Raw genomic sequence first — 15,827 nt, 5'->3', positions numbered from 1 at the left:
AAAACAAAAACAAACTTTATAAACCAACCCCAAAATCCGAAATCCGGATTGAGGGGTTTTTCTTTGCATAAAAATAGACTTTAGATGGTATATCTAAATAATATAAGATGACCCCATAAAGTTGGACCTAATACCAGAGTTAGAATTAAACTAGCCCTGGTATTTCTTTGTCCTATCCTACCCCTAGGGGTAGGAAATTTTTATGCTGCATTCTTCTTTCTGTATTCTATTGGTGATAAGTATCCTAATTTTTCTTTTATTCTTTCTTCGTTGTAATATTTTATGAAATCTTCAATTGTTTGTTTTAAGTGCTCGTATGAATAGAATTTATTTCCGTAATATATTTCTTGTTTTAATATCCCAAAGAAATTTTCCATTGGTGAGTTGTCTAAGCAATTTCCTTTTCTTGACATGGATTGAGTGATGTCATTTTCTTCTAGTTTTGATGTGTATTGCTTTACTTGGTATGCCCAGCCTTGATCAGAGTGGAATATTCTTTTTTCTTTATTTTTATTAGTTACCTCTATTGCTTTGTCTAAGGCTTTTAAGATTGGTTCTATTGTTGGGTGTTTTGATATTTCATAGCTAAGTATTTCACTGTTGTACATATCTAGGTATGGGTTTAGATAGAGTTTCTTTATTTGATATGTTCCTGTTTTATCTTTTTCTAAATACTTAAATTCTGTTGTGTCTGTTGTTATTTGTGTGTATGGTGTTTCCACTTTAAAGTTTCTTTTTATTTTGTTGTCTGATATTTTTCCTACCTGTCCTTTGTAGGATGAGTATTTTCTTGTTTTTCTTGAATAGCTTTTTACTTGAAGTTTTAACTTTTGAACTAATCGTTGTACTTTCTTTTTGTTTATTATCAGTCCTGATCTTTTTAACATTGCTGTTATTCTTCTGTAGCCGTAGTTTGGATTGTCTTTTCTTATTTTAAGTATTTTCTTTTCTAATTCTAGATCTTTATTTGGTTTATTTAAGCGTTTTTGCCAATACATGTATGTTGATTTGGCAATGTTAAAGTATTTTAACAAGTCTTTTAGTTTGTATTTATCTCTTAAGACTTTGATTGTTTCAGCAATTGTCTTATTTCTGTATCTGTCATTTGAGACAATTCTATCTTTTTTTTTATTGCATCATTTTCTAATTGAAGCCAATAGTTTTCTTCTTCTAATTTCTTTATCTTTTCTTTTAGTTGTGCTTGTGTTAATGATTCATTTTCTAAATTAGTTATGTTTGCTGATGATTCTATTTTAGTGTCTTTTGATCTCTTTGGGGATTTTGGCATTTTTGAAGGTCTTCCTCTCTTTTTAGATCTAAGTCCTTCAATTCCTTTTTCTCTATATTCATTGACCCATCGGGTGATTATTGATGGATTATTGATTTTAAGATTGTTTGCTAGGCTTTGATAGGACATTTCTCCTGTTAAGTACAAGTTTACTACATTTAACTTGAATTCCAAAGTATATTGTGTATTTTTTCTTTTTACTTTTAGTCCTTCATAGCCTTGTGATTTGTATGCATTTACCCAGCTTTTCACTACGCTTTCTGATGGTATGCAATATTTGTCTGATAAAGATTTATATGAGATGTTTGATTCTAAATATTCTTTTACTACTTTCATTTTGAATTCTGTGCTATATTTTGCCATTAAAAAACTGACCTCCGTTAGTTAGTTTTTAGGTCTAACTTTTGGGGGTCAGTTCATTTCCCTTGGCGTTTTTTATGTATGACGGGCATGTTCTAATGCTGGGGTGAAAATCCCTACAGAGCGTAGTTACCAACGAATCTAATAGCGACCCCGAAGTTTTAGATGGTGACACCTAGGAGAGAAGAACGGGTAGCGAAATCGTGGCTTGACGAACAGGAACAGAATACAAAGCGTAACAGGTGGCAAGCTAGCCTAAGATAGAAAAGACCCAAAAGGTAACCGTAACCCAAAGTGTAAATTCTGCAAGTAAACGATGAAAGTATTAGGACTTATACCGTGAGGTCTTATAGACTACACAGTAGTAACAACGAACTATGAGAAGTCAGCAGAAGTCATAGTAGGTGGAAACACCGAAGGACCGAACAATTTAAGAGCATAAGCAAAATGTATGTTGCATAACAAATCTGACAGAGAAAGTAGAAAAAACGTAAATGAAATCAAAATCTCACACATAAGAAAAAGTTATGTAAGCGGAAAGGAGCAAGTGCACACACATGGAAGATAAAATAATAAATAAAATCCTAAACCCAGAAAACATGCACCAAGCCAAACTAAAAGTCATATCCAACAAAGGAGCGTCTGGCATAGATGGCATAAGTGTAGAAGAAATAGATGAATACATCAAAAATAACTGGGCAAGGATAAGACAAGAAATTATCGAAAAGACGCTACAAACCACTACCAGTAGTCCGAGTAGAAATTCCAAAACCAAACGGAGGAAAACGAAAACTCGGAATACCAACAGTAATGGACAGAATAATCCAACAAGTAATCGTACAAGTACTAACCCCGATAATAGACAAAAGATTTTCTGAAACGAGCTATGGCTCAGACCAAGAAGAAACCGTCAAATGACAATAACAAAAAGCCTATAATACCTAAACGACGGATACGAATGGGTAGTAGACATAGACCTAGAGAAATTCTTTGACAAAGTGCCACAAGATAAACTAATGAGCATAGTCCATGAACATATCAAAGCACCAGACATAGAATCACTAATCAGAAAATACCTAAAAGCGGGAATAATGAACAAAGGCATATACGGAAAAAGTGAAATAGGAACCCCACAAGGAGGGAACCTATCACCACTACTAAGCAACATCATGCTAGACAAACTAGACAAGGAGCTAGAAGCAAGAAAACTTAGATATACAAGATATGCAGACGATTGTTTAATATTTGTAAAAAGTAAAGCAGGAGCCACAAGAGTAATGCACTCAATAACAAGATTCATAGAAAAGAAACTTAGCTTAAAAGTAAATGCAGAAAAAAGTAAAATAACAAAACCAAGCGGAATAAAATATCTAGGATTTGGATACTGGAAAGGCAACAGAACAAATCAATGGAAAGCACGAGTCCATGAAACATCATTTAAAAGATTCAAAAATAAAATAAAGAAACTAACCACAAGAAAACGGTCAGTATCCTTAGAATACAGAATCAAAAAGATAAATGAAGTAATAAGAGGATGGATAAACTACTTTAAAATAGCAAGCATGAAAAGTAAACTAAAAGGTTTCAGCGAGCACCTAAGAACCAGACTCAGAATAATATTCTGGAAAATGTGGAAAGTATCAAAGAAAAGACAATGGGCTTTAATGAAAATGGGAATAATAAAAGACCAAGCAAGATTAACAGCCTATTGTGGAAACAGATACTACTTTGTAGCAACAAAAACATGCCTAGTAAGAGCAATCACAAAAAAAAGATTAAGTAAAACAGGCTTAATTGACCCTTACGATTACTATATAAGCAGGGCATGTGTAAATTAAATTGAATCGCCGTATGCCGAACGGCACGTACGGTGGTGTGAAAGGGGCTAGATCTTAGCCCCTATTCGATTTTTGACTTGGATATCTTCAATTGAGAACTTGATAGCATCAATTGATTCTGAAGCAAGCTTAACCTTGTTAGCAGCTTTGGCTGGGTCGATTCTCTTTAAGACATTTATGATTATATCTAAGGCATGTTCGTACACTTTTGCATTTGGTTTATGCTTAAGAATATTTTTTAAGCCCTCAGCCTTGCTAATAAGATCAGTAATTATCTCTGGGTTTACTGTATCTGGATCTAGATTTACATAATAAGAGCTTTGGGCCATATCTATAGAGCTAGCCTTTGCTGTTGCTGGTGCTATTGATGATAGCACAAATGATGCTGATAATGTGATTGCTAATAATTTGCTTTTTTGATTTTTCATTATATTCCTCCCTTTTCTTTCTTAAGTACATGTTAATACAGATTGAATATAAATTAAATACACATTTATGTGGTTTAATATGAAATATATTTAGTAATATATATAATAAATAATCAAATTATTTCGGGCTGAATAAATAGAAAAATCATATCGTTTTATTAGAATGACCTTTAAAGGTCAAAAATCTTCCTGTACCTATCCTCAGCACCGTAAGTTTTAGCTAGGATTTTTTTGATTTTTATATTATTTTCGTAGATAAAACTTAAGACTTGGTTGATTTTTGAATCAGGAAGGTTAAAAATTATGGAATTTTCAGCTTCTTTTATCTGATATTTTATATTTTCTGAATTTGTATCTAAAAAATTTTGTAAAACTTTCATATCGTCTGAATTTTCTAAAAATATCCTATATTCAGTTTGCTTATAAATTTCTATATCTTCGTAGATTACAGAACCGTCTTTTAGAAAAAGTATATCGTTAGTTATGTAATCAAGCTCATTTAGGCTATGAGAAGAAATTAGAATTGTTGTATTATTTTCGCCTAAGTTTTTTATCAAATCTCTAAATTTAAAAATACTATCAGTGTCAAGACCGTTTAGAGGTTCGTCCATAAGTATTAGCTTTGGATTATTACAAAGAGCCATAGCAAGAAGGAGTCTTTGCTTCATGCCAAGTGAGTAGGAGCTTACGATTTTTTTATAGAAAGATCCTATATCAGCAAGTTCTATTACTTGGTCAATTCTTTTTTGGGGGATTTTTTGTATGTCGCAAATGTATTTGAGATGGTCAAAGCCTGTTAGATATGGATATAATATCCTATTATCCTTTAGAAAAGAAACTTCCCTAAAAATCTCATAATCCTTGTTAGACTTGCCCAAAATTTCAATTTCTCCGCTATCAAAGCTTATAAGATTCATCATACAATTCATAAGAGTAGATTTGCCAGAACCGTTGGGGCCGATAAGGGCAAGGACTTGTGGTTTTTCTATCTTAAATGATAGGTCGTTTAAAACTTTGTGTTTGCCATAGGATTTATTTAAATTATTAACTTCGACGATCATTTTTTATTTCCTTTTTCTAATTAATATGTTATAATATATTATAGCATATTAATTAGAAAAAGTATATATGCTTGGGCTATCTTTTTATATTTAGGAGAGTAATTATGAATAAAAAATTAGTTGTACTTGCAGGTTTGTTAGTTACGATGGGTATACAACCTACTGAATGTAAAGCAGATGAATTTAATAATTTAGTATTAGAAGATACTATTAACGCAAGTAATAGCAAATATTTTTCAGAATCAAGACTTTTTCATCATACTAATCCACCTAGCTATATAAATTTTAGTAAATGGATTGGTGACTATTACTATACAGGAAAACTTTATAGAACAAGCGAAACGATTTATAAGTTTTATTCGGAAGCGGTTTACAGTGGAAGATTACCAGGATATCATAGAAGCGAATTAATGAGTATTTTAGTAGATAAATAGATTTAATATCAATAAAGATAGCCCAAAAAATCTTGAGGTAGAAAAATGTATAAATTAGAGATAAAGAAATTTTTTAAAAATGGCAGTTTTTGGGCGATTTTTTTGCTTGCCTTAATTCTTACTATTTATGGGAACTTTTTTTCTATAAATATGTTTGATAGGCAAATTGATGAGGCGGTTGGTGATTTTGATTTCTTGTATGAAGTTATTTCTAGCCAGGATGACCATCCAGTTATCGAGCAAGTAAGCAGGAATGAGTATGCTTGGCAAGGAAAAAGCAAGGAATTTAATGAAGATTATACCAAAATACAAAAAATGAAGGGCGATGATGCCATAAAAAGCGAAAAAGAGATTCTCTATGATTTTTCTTATCCAGCTGTTAACCATGATTACATCAATGAGATTAAGAATTTTATAAATAAATATAATCTAAAACTAACAAAAGAATATGAGGATAAACTTTCTTATTATGATGTGGCTTACCAATATTTGGATAAAAATAAGGTCGATGTTGATAAGTTTTTAAATGACAATTACCAAAGCTCTGCCAATATTTTATTTACTAACTTAAATTTATATTTTGGCTTTATTCCTTGTATTTTACTGGGATTTTTGTTGGTAAATTCCATAGGAGATGACTACAAAAAAGATAATATCTTATTGTATTTCATAGAACCTTTTTCTAGAAAAAGATTTTTGCTAAAGAAAATTATTAGTTTTATCGGCTTGGGTCTATTTTATAGCCTATTAATATTTTTCTTTTCTTTTATCTGTGGATTAATTAAAAAAGATATAAATTTCCTTATGGATTTTCCTATTAGAATTTATGAATATAAGGAAATTTACATATTATTTTATCAATATCTACTAAAAGTAGTAGGACTTTTTATTTTTAAAAGCCTTTTGATTTTTGCCCTTTCAAGCCTAATAATTTTAATTTTTAAAGACAATAGTATTGCAACCATCATTCAAAGCTCTATTTTTGCCCTCTTATATATAGTGACCGATGTTTTTGACAAGCTAAAAAATCTCTACAATCCTATATATTTTACCTACGATAAGTTTTTCTTGGGAGCTTATGAGCTTGATCCAAGTTTAAATGGAGTTTCAAACAATCCTTTTGTCTATGTGGGTCCAAGGATAAGGGTCATGTTTTTTGTAATATATTTAATTTTGATATTTGTCCTATTATTGATTTCCTTTAGATTTTTGGCCATTGATAAGATGATAAAACTAAGGCATAAGGCTATTTCAAGAACAAAGCCAATGTCTATTATGGGATTTGAATTTTACAAAAGTGGGAAATTCTTAGATCAAAAAATTCCCTATATTCTAGGAGGATTTTTGATAGTTGTTTTAATTTCATCCAATTTGTACTATGTAAATAGTGTTGGCAAAGAATATTTTCAGGCAGACATGCTAAAATTAGCCTTAAGAATGAGCATTGAAAATAATAAAGAAGAGTATTTTTATCCAAAATCTTCTTATATGGAAGAAAATCGCAAAGAATTTGAAGAATCGACCAGGCGACTAGAAGAATATAAGAATTTGGAAAATCTTTATAGGCAAAACAATCCAAACTTTTACAAGTTACTCTATGAAACTAACGCCTATATTGATGGGCTTGTTAGAGATTATAGGGGTAATGTCTTTGCTGAAGAAAGCGTAGATATTAATCCTCTTACTCTAAAAAATGGGGACTTGTCAGAATTTTCTAAAGAAGTTAGGGAAAAATATAAGGAACTCTTGGTAAAAAAAGATCTAAAGCCGATGAAAGTTATATTTAACAGGTCTCTTAGCTGGTATGACGAGGATAAAAATTCTAAGGATTTAGACTTTGCCATGGCAAGACAAATTCCGCTTGATATTTCATCTTTTATGTTAGTTTATAGATTTATCTATAAATACAATTTGCCAGTACTTTTGATTTTGCTTTGCCTTTATCTTTTCGGGACAAATTACAATAGAGATTTTGAAAAAAGTGATTCTTTGGATTTCTTATACACAAATCCAATAGATAGGGGAAAATATTATGATAAAAAATACTTGGTTGGTTTGTTAGAATCTTTAAAATATTTTGCCTTTGTCCTAGGTCTTATACTTATCATAGGACTTATCTTTGACCCTCGCAAAACACTAGCTTATCCGATTTTAAGATATGAAGGGGTAGTTAAAAATCCTATGGAAAATATAGATTATTCATCCTATTACACTTATATCGGCCTTGGCAAATATCTCTTAGAAGCTTTGGCGCTTTCACTAAGCTTACTTATTTTGCTATATACTTTTGCCCACAGCCTAAGTGTAAAAGTCAAAAATAGATATAAGATTTATTTTATAATGGCACTTGTTGGATTAATCCTAATACTTGCTGTAAGATATTTGCCAAATACTGCAAGTTTTAATCCTTTGGCATATTTTTCAATTAACGATGTAGTCGATGGATCGATAGCTGTAAAGAAAAATATCGTGGGAATAAATGTCAGTAAGGGCATAAGTCTTATGCTAATTTTAAGTGGAATAATTTATTTTGTTGGAAGAAAAATAAGCACTAGAGTTGATTAATTTAGAAGATTTATAAATAATATTGACAATAGTGCTTATAAATGTTAAGTTAATATCAAGAGATTTAGATAATCCTTAGGGAAAGTACACTTATTTAAATCTTTTTTGAGCTAATTAATGATTATTATGGAACTAAAAGCTTAGGTTTTCCTAAAAAGTACACGCTTTTGGTTGTATTTGCTATGTGCAAATTTCCATAAGAATCATTAATTTTTTTGTGGAAAAAACTTTTAAAGCTTGGGAGAAAATTATGATTAGATCTTATAAGTGCGTGGATAATCCAAGTCGTGCCATAAATAAAGAAACTTATAGCAATCCAAAGCTTATGGCAGAATTTGCCAAATCGGGCATATATATCTCACTTCCAATCCTTCCCATAATTTCTGTTTGTTTGGGAGTTGAATTTGAAAATGGTATCAAAGCTGTCCCAATTTTTGAAAAAATTGAAGAAATTGATTTGCAAATGAATTATGAAAATGAAGCTTACAAAACTATGGTAAAGGCCTTGGAAATCCTTGATCCAGCAAAAACTGTAATAGAAATTAGAGGACCTTTGGCAACCCTTGATAATCTTCTCGAACTTACAAAAGTCATGCGAGCTATGAAGAAAAAAAGAGAAATTTTAAATGACCTTTACGACAAACTTTCAGATATTTACATAGATTTTATTAAAAAAATGCTTGAAAAAGGTGTAAAAGTTTTTTCTTTTTCTGAAAGTATCCTTGATCCCAAAGTCTTGGGAGAAAAAGAAATTGCAAGATATGTAGACGATTTTTTGGAAAAATTTCTAAAAAAAGTTTTGCTTTTGGGAAAAAATTACGAATTTACTTTTCACCTTTGCCCCAAATCGACTTTTGCCCTCATTGACTTAGATAAGGCTTATTTTGAAGAGATAGAACTTGAAAAGCCTAAAAAATACATAGATATTTTGTTTAGCGAACATTCTCTTATGGGCGATAGGTGCATAAATTTAGCTGATAAAAGTTTTGATAAAGTAAATAAGATTAAAATATGGAGGGAAAATGCCTAGCAAAGAAGAATATTTTGATAAGATGGCACAGATGGTTATAGATGAAGAAGATGAGGAAATTGCCGATCTTTGCAGGGCCTATCTAGCAGAAGGCTACGACCCAGAAGAGGCGATTTTTAAGGGTCTTATCAAAGGAATGAATGAAGTTGGCAAACTTTTTGAAGAAGAAGAATATTATATTTCAGATCTTCTAATCTGCTCTGATGCCATGTATAACGGTATCGATGTTCTAACAGAAAAAATGGAAAGTCACCAAGAAAAAACTTTGGCGACAGCAGTTATTGGCGTTGTCGAGGGCGATACTCACGATATTGGTAAAAATTTAGTAAAACTTATGCTAGAAATTGCTGGTTTTAAGATGATAGATTTAGGAAAAGACGTTCCTTGTGAGAAATTTATAGATGAAGCTTTGGCAAATGATGCAAAATTTATAATGATGTCAACTCTTATGACGACAACCATGGAAAATATGAAAAAAGTTATAGATATGCTAAAAGAGCGAGGTCTTCGCGATAAATTTATTGTAATGATTGGTGGAGGCCCAGTTTCAAAAAGTTTTGCCCAAAAGATCGGAGCAGACGCCTACAGTGAAAATGCAACAGAAGCGGTAAAAGTAGCCAAAAGTTTTATTGGAAAATGAAAATAAAAGTAGAAAATTTAGACAAAGAATTTCAAACAAGTGGAGAAGATATCCTAAAAGATTTTTTGGAAAATTCTGTAAAGATCAATAATTTTTGCAATGGCAAAGGAACTTGTGGCAAATGCAAGATAAAAATTTTATCTGGGATTGTAAGTCCACCAAGCGAAAAAGAAAAATTGCTTTTAAGCAAAGAAGAAATTAAGGAAAATATCAGACTTGCCTGTCAAATTTTCCCAGAAACTGATATAGAAATTAGAAATTTTTACCAAAATTCAAAACTAGAAATATTGGACCAGGGGGAAATCCCAGATTTTAAAAAGTTTTTCAGATCTGGCTATGGTTTTGCCATAGATATTGGAACTACGACAATTGCCCTTTATTTGGTAGATTTATCAACTGGTGAAATCGTGGGCAAAATTTCAGATATTAACCCTCAAAGCAAATATGGCCTTGATGTCATGACTAGAATTAGCTTTGAATATGAAAATCCTAAGGGCAAAGACCTATTAAAAGAAGTTTTAATAAAAAGTTTAAAGGAACTTTTACATAGACTTATAAAAGATTATGACATCGAAAAAAATTCTATCAAAGAAATTATAGTAGCTGCCAACACTACTATGTTACACATGCTAGTAGGAGCGGATGCAAAAAAACTTGGTAGATTTCCCTATGAGGCGGAATTTTTACAAGGGCAAAAATTTTGCGCAAGAGATTTGGACATAGATTTTCCCGCAAATCTTTACACTTTGGCAAATGTTTCGGCTTTTATCGGCAGTGACATAGTCGCTGGAGTTTATCTTACAAAACTAAAAGAAAAGGAAAATACCTTATTTATAGATATTGGAACAAATGGTGAAATGGTTCTAAAAACTAGAAATAAATTGTATGCTTGCTCAACTGCAGCTGGTCCAGCCTTAGAGGCGATGAATATATCATATGGTATGCGTGCAGAAAGAGGAGCTATTGAAGAAATAAAAATAGAAAAAGATCAAATAAGACTAAAAATTATAGGAGGTAAAAAAGCTAAGGGCATCTGCGGAAGTGGCCTACTAAGCGCCGTAGCAGAGGCGATAGAGAATAAATTAATTAACAAAAGAGGAAGGATAATAGATCCAAAAAACTTGGAAAATTCTAATTTTAGAAAAAAATATATCAGAGAGAATGAAAATGGCAAGAGATTTATAATTTTAGATGAAGAAAATAAAATTTACCTAAGCCAAGATGATATAAGAGCAGTTCAACTTGCTAAAGGAGCGATTTTATCGGGATTTTTGACGCTTTTACAAATAGAAAAGGTTGAAATAGAGAAATTAAATTCTGTGATAATCGCCGGAGCTTTTGGCTCGCATCTAAAAAAATCTGATATAAGTAAAGTTGGAATTTTGCCAAAAGAAGTAGAAAATTTGATAACTTATGTGGGAAATTCATCCCTAGTTGGGGCATATATGGCTCTTATGAATCCCCAAATAAAAAATGAAATGGAAGACTTAGCCAAGGAAATTTCTTACGTGGAACTTTCAACAAGCAAAGATTATGAAAAAACATTTGCAAGAGCCATGCAATTTTAGGAGGAAAATATGAAAAAAATCAACAAATATTTATTAGCAATTTTAACAATCACAACAATAAGCCTAAGCGCTTGTAACAATCAAGCAAAAGAAGCGCCAAAAGAAGAAACAAAAGTAGAAGAAAAGGCTGAAACTCCAGAAACTACAAGCGTAAAGATAACAATTTACGATAAGGTTAATGACAAAGAAATCCTAACAGAAGATGCAGAAATAGGAAAAGATGGTCTAGAAAAATATCTAGAAGAAAAACACAAAGCTAAATTTGAAAATGGAATGATGACAGAACTAGCAGGCATAAGCCAAGATAAGGATAAAAACCAATACTGGATGTACTATGTAAACGATCAAATGGCAGAAGTTGGCATCGGCGATTATGAAGTCAAAGAAGGGGATAAAATAGAATTTAGATTTGAACAAATGTAGATGGATACTAGAAAACTTACAAGACTTGCAAGTCTTATCGCAATTTGCGTGGTAAGTAGAATTAATTTTCAACTTATTCCCAATGTGCAAATTTTATCAGATATTATTCTAATTCTTGCCATTGATGGAAAGCTTGACGAAGCGATAATTGTAAATGCTATAACCATGACAGTGACAAGCTTTTATTTGGGCTTTGGTTATTGGGTGATTTTTCAAATTGTAGATTTTGCCATATTAAGCCTAATTAATTTTTTGATCTTTAAAAAAATAAAAAAAACTGATTTGACCAAGGCTCTAGCTCTTGGCGGATCAGGATTTATTTATGGGCTATTAATTACATTAATGCAAGTTTTGATAATAGATGCAGGCAAAATTTCATTTATTGCCTTGTATGTGGGTTCAATTCCCTTTGATATCAACCATATGCTAGGAAATATTGTCATTTATTTTATACTAATCAAAAGATTAGAAGAATACATCACTGGCAAGAAACATTTTAGAAGTCTAACTTAGGAAGAAAAATGAACAAAGAAGAACTGGAAAAAGAACTTAAAAAATACCCATCACAGATGAACTCACATGAGAGATTGAAGGCTTATCTAAGTGGACAAAGAGTCGATCATCTGCCCTACAATATAATGAGCTTGGATGTGGTTTATGGATATAATTTAGGCTATTCTATAAAAGAATTTTCAAATATCGAAAGACAAATTGAAGTTACCGACAAATTAGCAAAAGAATATAAGATTTTTGGAATTTCTCAAGGCCTAAATCTTAGAACCATGGCCTACGCCCTTGGATCTACTGGGATTTTCCCAGAAAATGGAATAGATCGTGTCGATAAATATTTCCTAGATGAAAAGCTTGATGTAAATCTTTTGCAAATGCCAGATCCTTACAAAAATAAAATTTTGGCAAAAAAATTAGCAGATGCAAGAAAATTAAGGGAAAAATTTCCCGACCATCCTATTAGAACTTTTCTTGCTGGACCAATTTCCACGGCAGCAGCTCTTAGACCTTTAAGCAAATTACTAAGAGATTTAAGAAAAAATCCAGAAGAAGTGAAAAAATTATTGGAATTTTGCCTAGAAGCAAATATGAAATGGGCAGAAGTTTTTTATAAGGAATTTGGACCAGGAAAAATTATGATTGCAGATCCAGTAGCTTGCGATGATATTTTATCTCCCAAACAAGCCAAGGAATTTTCATATCCATATTTAAAAGCTTTGACAAGTAGACTTAGAAAACTAAATGGCATAGAGCCAGACCTACATATTTGTGGCCACACCAAAAGACAGTGGGAAGATTTGAAAGATTTTGATATAGAATTTTTTAGCGTGGATAATTGCCATGATTTAGAAGAATGCAAAATTGCCATAGAAGACAAATTAGCTTTAATGGGCAATCTTCCACCAGTTGATGTTATGAAAAATGGGACCATTGACGATGTAATTGATGCTGTAAAAGTTTGTATAAAAAAGGGAGCGGATGCAAAAAATGGATACATACTTGCAACAGGCTGTGGGACTCCAGCAGAAACTCCCAAGGAAAATGTCGATGCCTTTGTCTATGCAGTAAGAAAGTATAGCAAAGATGCAAGAATTAATGAGATACCAAAAGCTCTTTATCAATAAAGATAATTTTAGCTTTTTGTATAAATATTTATGAAAGGAGGATTGATGGATAAAGAAGAACTTGAAATAGAAATGGAAAATTATAGGCCAAAGATTACTTCAGGCCAAAGAACTTCCGCCTATCTAAAAGGCCAAGTGGTGGATCATCTTCCCTTTGCAATAATGTCTACCAATAGAATAATTGCAAATTGTCTTTCTTATAGCATTAGCCAAATGGAAGATGTAGATGTCCTAACTGATATTGTAAAATACAAATACGATCACTACAAAATAGTTGGACTAACAGAGGAGCTTTCTCTTAGGACTATGGGCCAAGCTGTAGGATCAAAGCTTGTTTTTCCAGAAAATGACATAGATTATATAGAAAAATTTGTCATGGAAGATCAGCTTAATATGAATCTAATAAAAATGCCAGATCCCTATAGCAACGAAGTTTTGCTTGCAAAGCTAAAAAGAGGAAAAATCATGAAAGATAGATTTCCTGATATGGTAATTGAAACTGAAATCCCAGGGCCAATTACAACGGCAGCAGCCATTAGACCAGTGGATAAACTTCTTAGAGATCTTAAGAAAAATCCTGATGGGGTAAAAAAACTTTTGGATTTTTGCTATCAGGCTAACTTATCTTGGGCAAAAGCTTTCAAAAAGGAATTTGGACCGACAAGCGTAATGGTGGTTGATCCAGTAGCTTGCGATGATATTTTATCACCAAAACAAGCTTTGGAATTTTCCCTACCTTATCTAAAAAAACAACTAAGTGCCTACTATGAATTAAATGGAATCAAGCCAAATTTACACATTTGTGGCCACACAAACAGACAATGGAAATATTATAAAGATTTTGATATAGATTTTTTCAGTGTCGATAATTGTGAGGACATAGAAGCTTGCAAAAAAGCAATCGAGGATAAGCTTATAGTTGTGGGAAATGTTGCACCAGTAGAAGTGATGCGCTATGGAAGTATTGATGATGTAATAGAAGCTGTAAAAACTTGCATAAAAAAAGCAGCAGATGCCAAAAGTGGCTATATAGCAGCTACAGGCTGTGGCTCCCCAGTAGGAACTCCAATAGAAAATTTAAACGCTTTTATCTACGCCATCAATAAATATGGCAAAGACGCCAAAATCGGTCAAATGCCAGAAGCTATTAAAAGCTAGAGAGGATAAAAAATGGAAACTTATAAAAACACTAAAGCTAATGCCTATGCCTTGATACCCTTATTAGTCTTTGTAATAATTTATTTTGTAACAGGAATTATTTTGCAAATTCAAGGCGTGGAAAATGCTTTTTATCAAATGCCAGCACCAGTTGCAGCTTTTGTCGCTGTAATAGTTGCCTTTATACTTTTTAAAGATGACTTAAATTCGAAATTTTCTACATTTATAGCAGGCTGTGGAGATGAAAATATCATAACCATGTGCCTAATTTACTTACTTGCAGGAGCTTTTTCTACAGTTGCTCAAGCAAGCGGCGGTAGGGATGCAGTAGTTAATCTTGGTCTTAGATTTGTCCCAGCCAATCTTATAATTGCAGGAATTTTTATAATAGCAGCTTTTATGTCAACGGCAACTGGTACATCAGTAGGAACAATCTCAGCTCTTACAACAGTTACAATAGGCCTTGCCCAAGGAGCTGGTCTAAATCTTGCTATGAGCCTTGCAGCCTTAGTATCTGGTTCAATGTTTGGAGATAACTTATCCATTATTTCCGATACGACCATAGCTGCAACCAAGACTCAAAATGTAGATATGAAAGATAAATTTAACCTAAACCTAAAAATTGCACTGCCAGCAGCTATCATTACTTTGATTTTATTTATAGCTTTTGGTAGACCTGAAACTGTAGTGCCAATAGAAACTAGCCAAATAGAAATAGTAAAAGTTTTGCCATATCTATTAGTCTTAGTAACAGCTCTTATTGGAATCAACGTATTTGTAGTTTTAACCAGTGGAATAATTTTTGCAAGCGTAATTATGCTTTTCCAAAATTCCTTTGACTTTATAGGCTTATCAAAACTTATCTACGAAGGCTTTACATCAATGACAGAGATTTTTATCTTGTCAATGCTTATTGGTGGACTCTCCTACATGGTTAATAAAGAAGGTGGACTTGATTTTATCAACAAAAAAGTTTTGGGCTTTGTAAAAGGAAGAAAATCTGCGGAAATTGGAATTTGCCTAATAGTATTTTTGATGGATATAGCTGTAGCCAATAACACTGTAGCCATTGTAATAGCAGGACCTATAGCCAAGAAATTGTCAAAAGATTATAAGGTTGACCCTAGAAGATCAGCCTCACTTTTGGATATTTTCTCTTGCGTTGGTCAAGGACTTATCCCTTATGGAATTCAGCTTCTAATAGCAGCAAAAATCACCCAAGGACTCCTTGCACCAGTTGATATAATGCCATTTCTATTTTACCAGTACCTACTAGCAGTTTTTGCAATCTTATCAATATTTGTAGATTTTGCAAAAACTAAAGATAAGTGGAATTTTGAAAAAGACATGCCAGAAAGTGCAATTTTAAAAGAAAATTTATAAAAATTAATCGGAGGATT

16 protein-coding genes and 1 pseudogene are annotated in these 15,827 nt (G+C 32.2%); 13 read left to right on the top strand and 4 right to left on the bottom strand.

What is annotated here, in order from left to right; translation table 11 throughout:
- Nucleotides 1-200: 200 nt before the first annotated feature.
- Entirely contained in the window at nucleotides 201-1,070 is an 870-nt protein-coding gene (locus GAN53_RS02270) for an IS3 family transposase (RefSeq protein ID WP_263969942.1), read from the bottom strand.
- Nucleotides 1,058-1,651: a helix-turn-helix domain-containing protein gene (locus tag GAN53_RS02265; RefSeq protein WP_151409095.1), complete on the bottom strand. Its 594-nt coding sequence runs from the start codon at nucleotides 1,649-1,651 to the stop codon at nucleotides 1,058-1,060. Before GAN53_RS02265 ends, GAN53_RS02270 begins: the two co-directional genes overlap by 13 nt.
- Before the next feature lie 554 nt (nucleotides 1,652-2,205).
- On the opposite strand from GAN53_RS02265, the gene GAN53_RS09810 reads away from it, so the two are divergent.
- The 3 genes and pseudogenes from GAN53_RS09810 (at nucleotide 2,206) to GAN53_RS09900 (ending at nucleotide 3,486) form a co-directional block, all read left to right on the top strand.
- Nucleotides 2,206-2,526, top strand: coding sequence for a hypothetical protein (locus GAN53_RS09810; protein ID WP_225791800.1), 321 nt, complete (start codon nucleotides 2,206-2,208; stop codon nucleotides 2,524-2,526).
- Between the two features lie 81 nt (nucleotides 2,527-2,607).
- Nucleotides 2,608-3,015 (top strand): annotated as a pseudogene (locus GAN53_RS09905) (reverse transcriptase domain-containing protein); the annotation flags it as partial.
- Nucleotides 2,992-3,486 (top strand): group II intron maturase-specific domain-containing protein, encoded by a 495-nt coding sequence (locus GAN53_RS09900; RefSeq protein WP_263969945.1) that lies wholly within the window; start codon nucleotides 2,992-2,994, stop codon nucleotides 3,484-3,486. The pseudogene GAN53_RS09905 and the gene GAN53_RS09900, both read left to right, overlap by 24 nt.
- A 47-nt stretch (nucleotides 3,487-3,533) precedes the next feature.
- Here GAN53_RS09900 and GAN53_RS02255 read toward each other — a convergent pair whose 3' ends face one another.
- Both GAN53_RS02255 and GAN53_RS02250 read right to left on the bottom strand, forming a co-directional pair.
- Nucleotides 3,534-3,914 (bottom strand): glycogen/starch/alpha-glucan phosphorylase, encoded by a 381-nt coding sequence (locus GAN53_RS02255; RefSeq protein ID WP_151409387.1) that lies wholly within the window; start codon nucleotides 3,912-3,914, stop codon nucleotides 3,534-3,536.
- Between the two features lie 170 nt (nucleotides 3,915-4,084).
- Nucleotides 4,085-4,975 (bottom strand): ABC transporter ATP-binding protein, encoded by an 891-nt coding sequence (locus tag GAN53_RS02250; protein ID WP_151409386.1) that lies wholly within the window; start codon nucleotides 4,973-4,975, stop codon nucleotides 4,085-4,087.
- A 104-nt stretch (nucleotides 4,976-5,079) separates the two neighbouring features.
- On the opposite strand from GAN53_RS02250, the gene GAN53_RS02245 reads away from it, so the two are divergent.
- From GAN53_RS02245 to GAN53_RS02200, 10 genes are all read left to right on the top strand, one after another.
- On the top strand, nucleotides 5,080-5,409 hold the full coding sequence (locus GAN53_RS02245; RefSeq protein ID WP_151409385.1) for a hypothetical protein: 330 nt from the start codon (nucleotides 5,080-5,082) through the stop codon (nucleotides 5,407-5,409).
- 45 nt (nucleotides 5,410-5,454) lie between these two features.
- Entirely contained in the window at nucleotides 5,455-7,974 is a 2,520-nt protein-coding gene (locus GAN53_RS02240; RefSeq protein ID WP_151409384.1) for an ABC transporter permease subunit, read from the top strand.
- Between the two features lie 250 nt (nucleotides 7,975-8,224).
- A complete protein-coding gene (locus tag GAN53_RS02235; RefSeq protein ID WP_151409383.1) occupies nucleotides 8,225-9,004 on the top strand; it encodes a uroporphyrinogen decarboxylase family protein in 780 nt (259 codons plus the stop codon).
- Entirely contained in the window at nucleotides 8,997-9,644 is a 648-nt protein-coding gene (locus GAN53_RS02230) for a corrinoid protein (protein ID WP_151409382.1), read from the top strand. The genes GAN53_RS02235 and GAN53_RS02230 overlap by 8 nt, the downstream gene beginning before the upstream one ends.
- Complete coding sequence (locus GAN53_RS02225; protein ID WP_151409381.1) at nucleotides 9,641-11,212, top strand: ASKHA domain-containing protein; 1,572 nt, start codon at nucleotides 9,641-9,643, stop codon at nucleotides 11,210-11,212. Before GAN53_RS02230 ends, GAN53_RS02225 begins: the two co-directional genes overlap by 4 nt.
- A gap of 9 nt (nucleotides 11,213-11,221) precedes the next feature.
- Nucleotides 11,222-11,635, top strand: a complete 414-nt coding sequence (locus GAN53_RS02220) for a DUF4430 domain-containing protein (protein ID WP_151409380.1) — start codon at nucleotides 11,222-11,224, stop codon at nucleotides 11,633-11,635.
- Nucleotides 11,636-12,148, top strand: a complete 513-nt coding sequence (locus GAN53_RS02215; RefSeq protein WP_151409379.1) for a hypothetical protein — start codon at nucleotides 11,636-11,638, stop codon at nucleotides 12,146-12,148.
- 8 nt (nucleotides 12,149-12,156) lie between these two features.
- Nucleotides 12,157-13,269, top strand: a complete 1,113-nt coding sequence (locus GAN53_RS02210; RefSeq protein WP_151409378.1) for a uroporphyrinogen decarboxylase family protein — start codon at nucleotides 12,157-12,159, stop codon at nucleotides 13,267-13,269.
- A gap of 45 nt (nucleotides 13,270-13,314) precedes the next feature.
- The gene (locus GAN53_RS02205; RefSeq protein WP_192574072.1) at nucleotides 13,315-14,427 is read left to right on the top strand and encodes a uroporphyrinogen decarboxylase family protein; all 1,113 of its coding nucleotides are present in this window, start codon (nucleotides 13,315-13,317) and stop codon (nucleotides 14,425-14,427) included.
- Between the two features lie 12 nt (nucleotides 14,428-14,439).
- Nucleotides 14,440-15,810, top strand: coding sequence for a Na+/H+ antiporter NhaC family protein (locus tag GAN53_RS02200; protein WP_151409376.1), 1,371 nt, complete (start codon nucleotides 14,440-14,442; stop codon nucleotides 15,808-15,810).
- The last annotated feature ends 17 nt before the right edge of the window (nucleotides 15,811-15,827 follow it).

The sequence above is a fragment of the Anaerococcus sp. Marseille-P9784 genome (genome assembly GCF_902500265.1).
Taxonomy (GTDB): domain Bacteria; phylum Bacillota; class Clostridia; order Tissierellales; family Peptoniphilaceae; genus Anaerococcus.
Note: the sequence above shows the minus strand (reverse complement) of the source record. Positions and strands in the feature narration are given on the sequence as shown.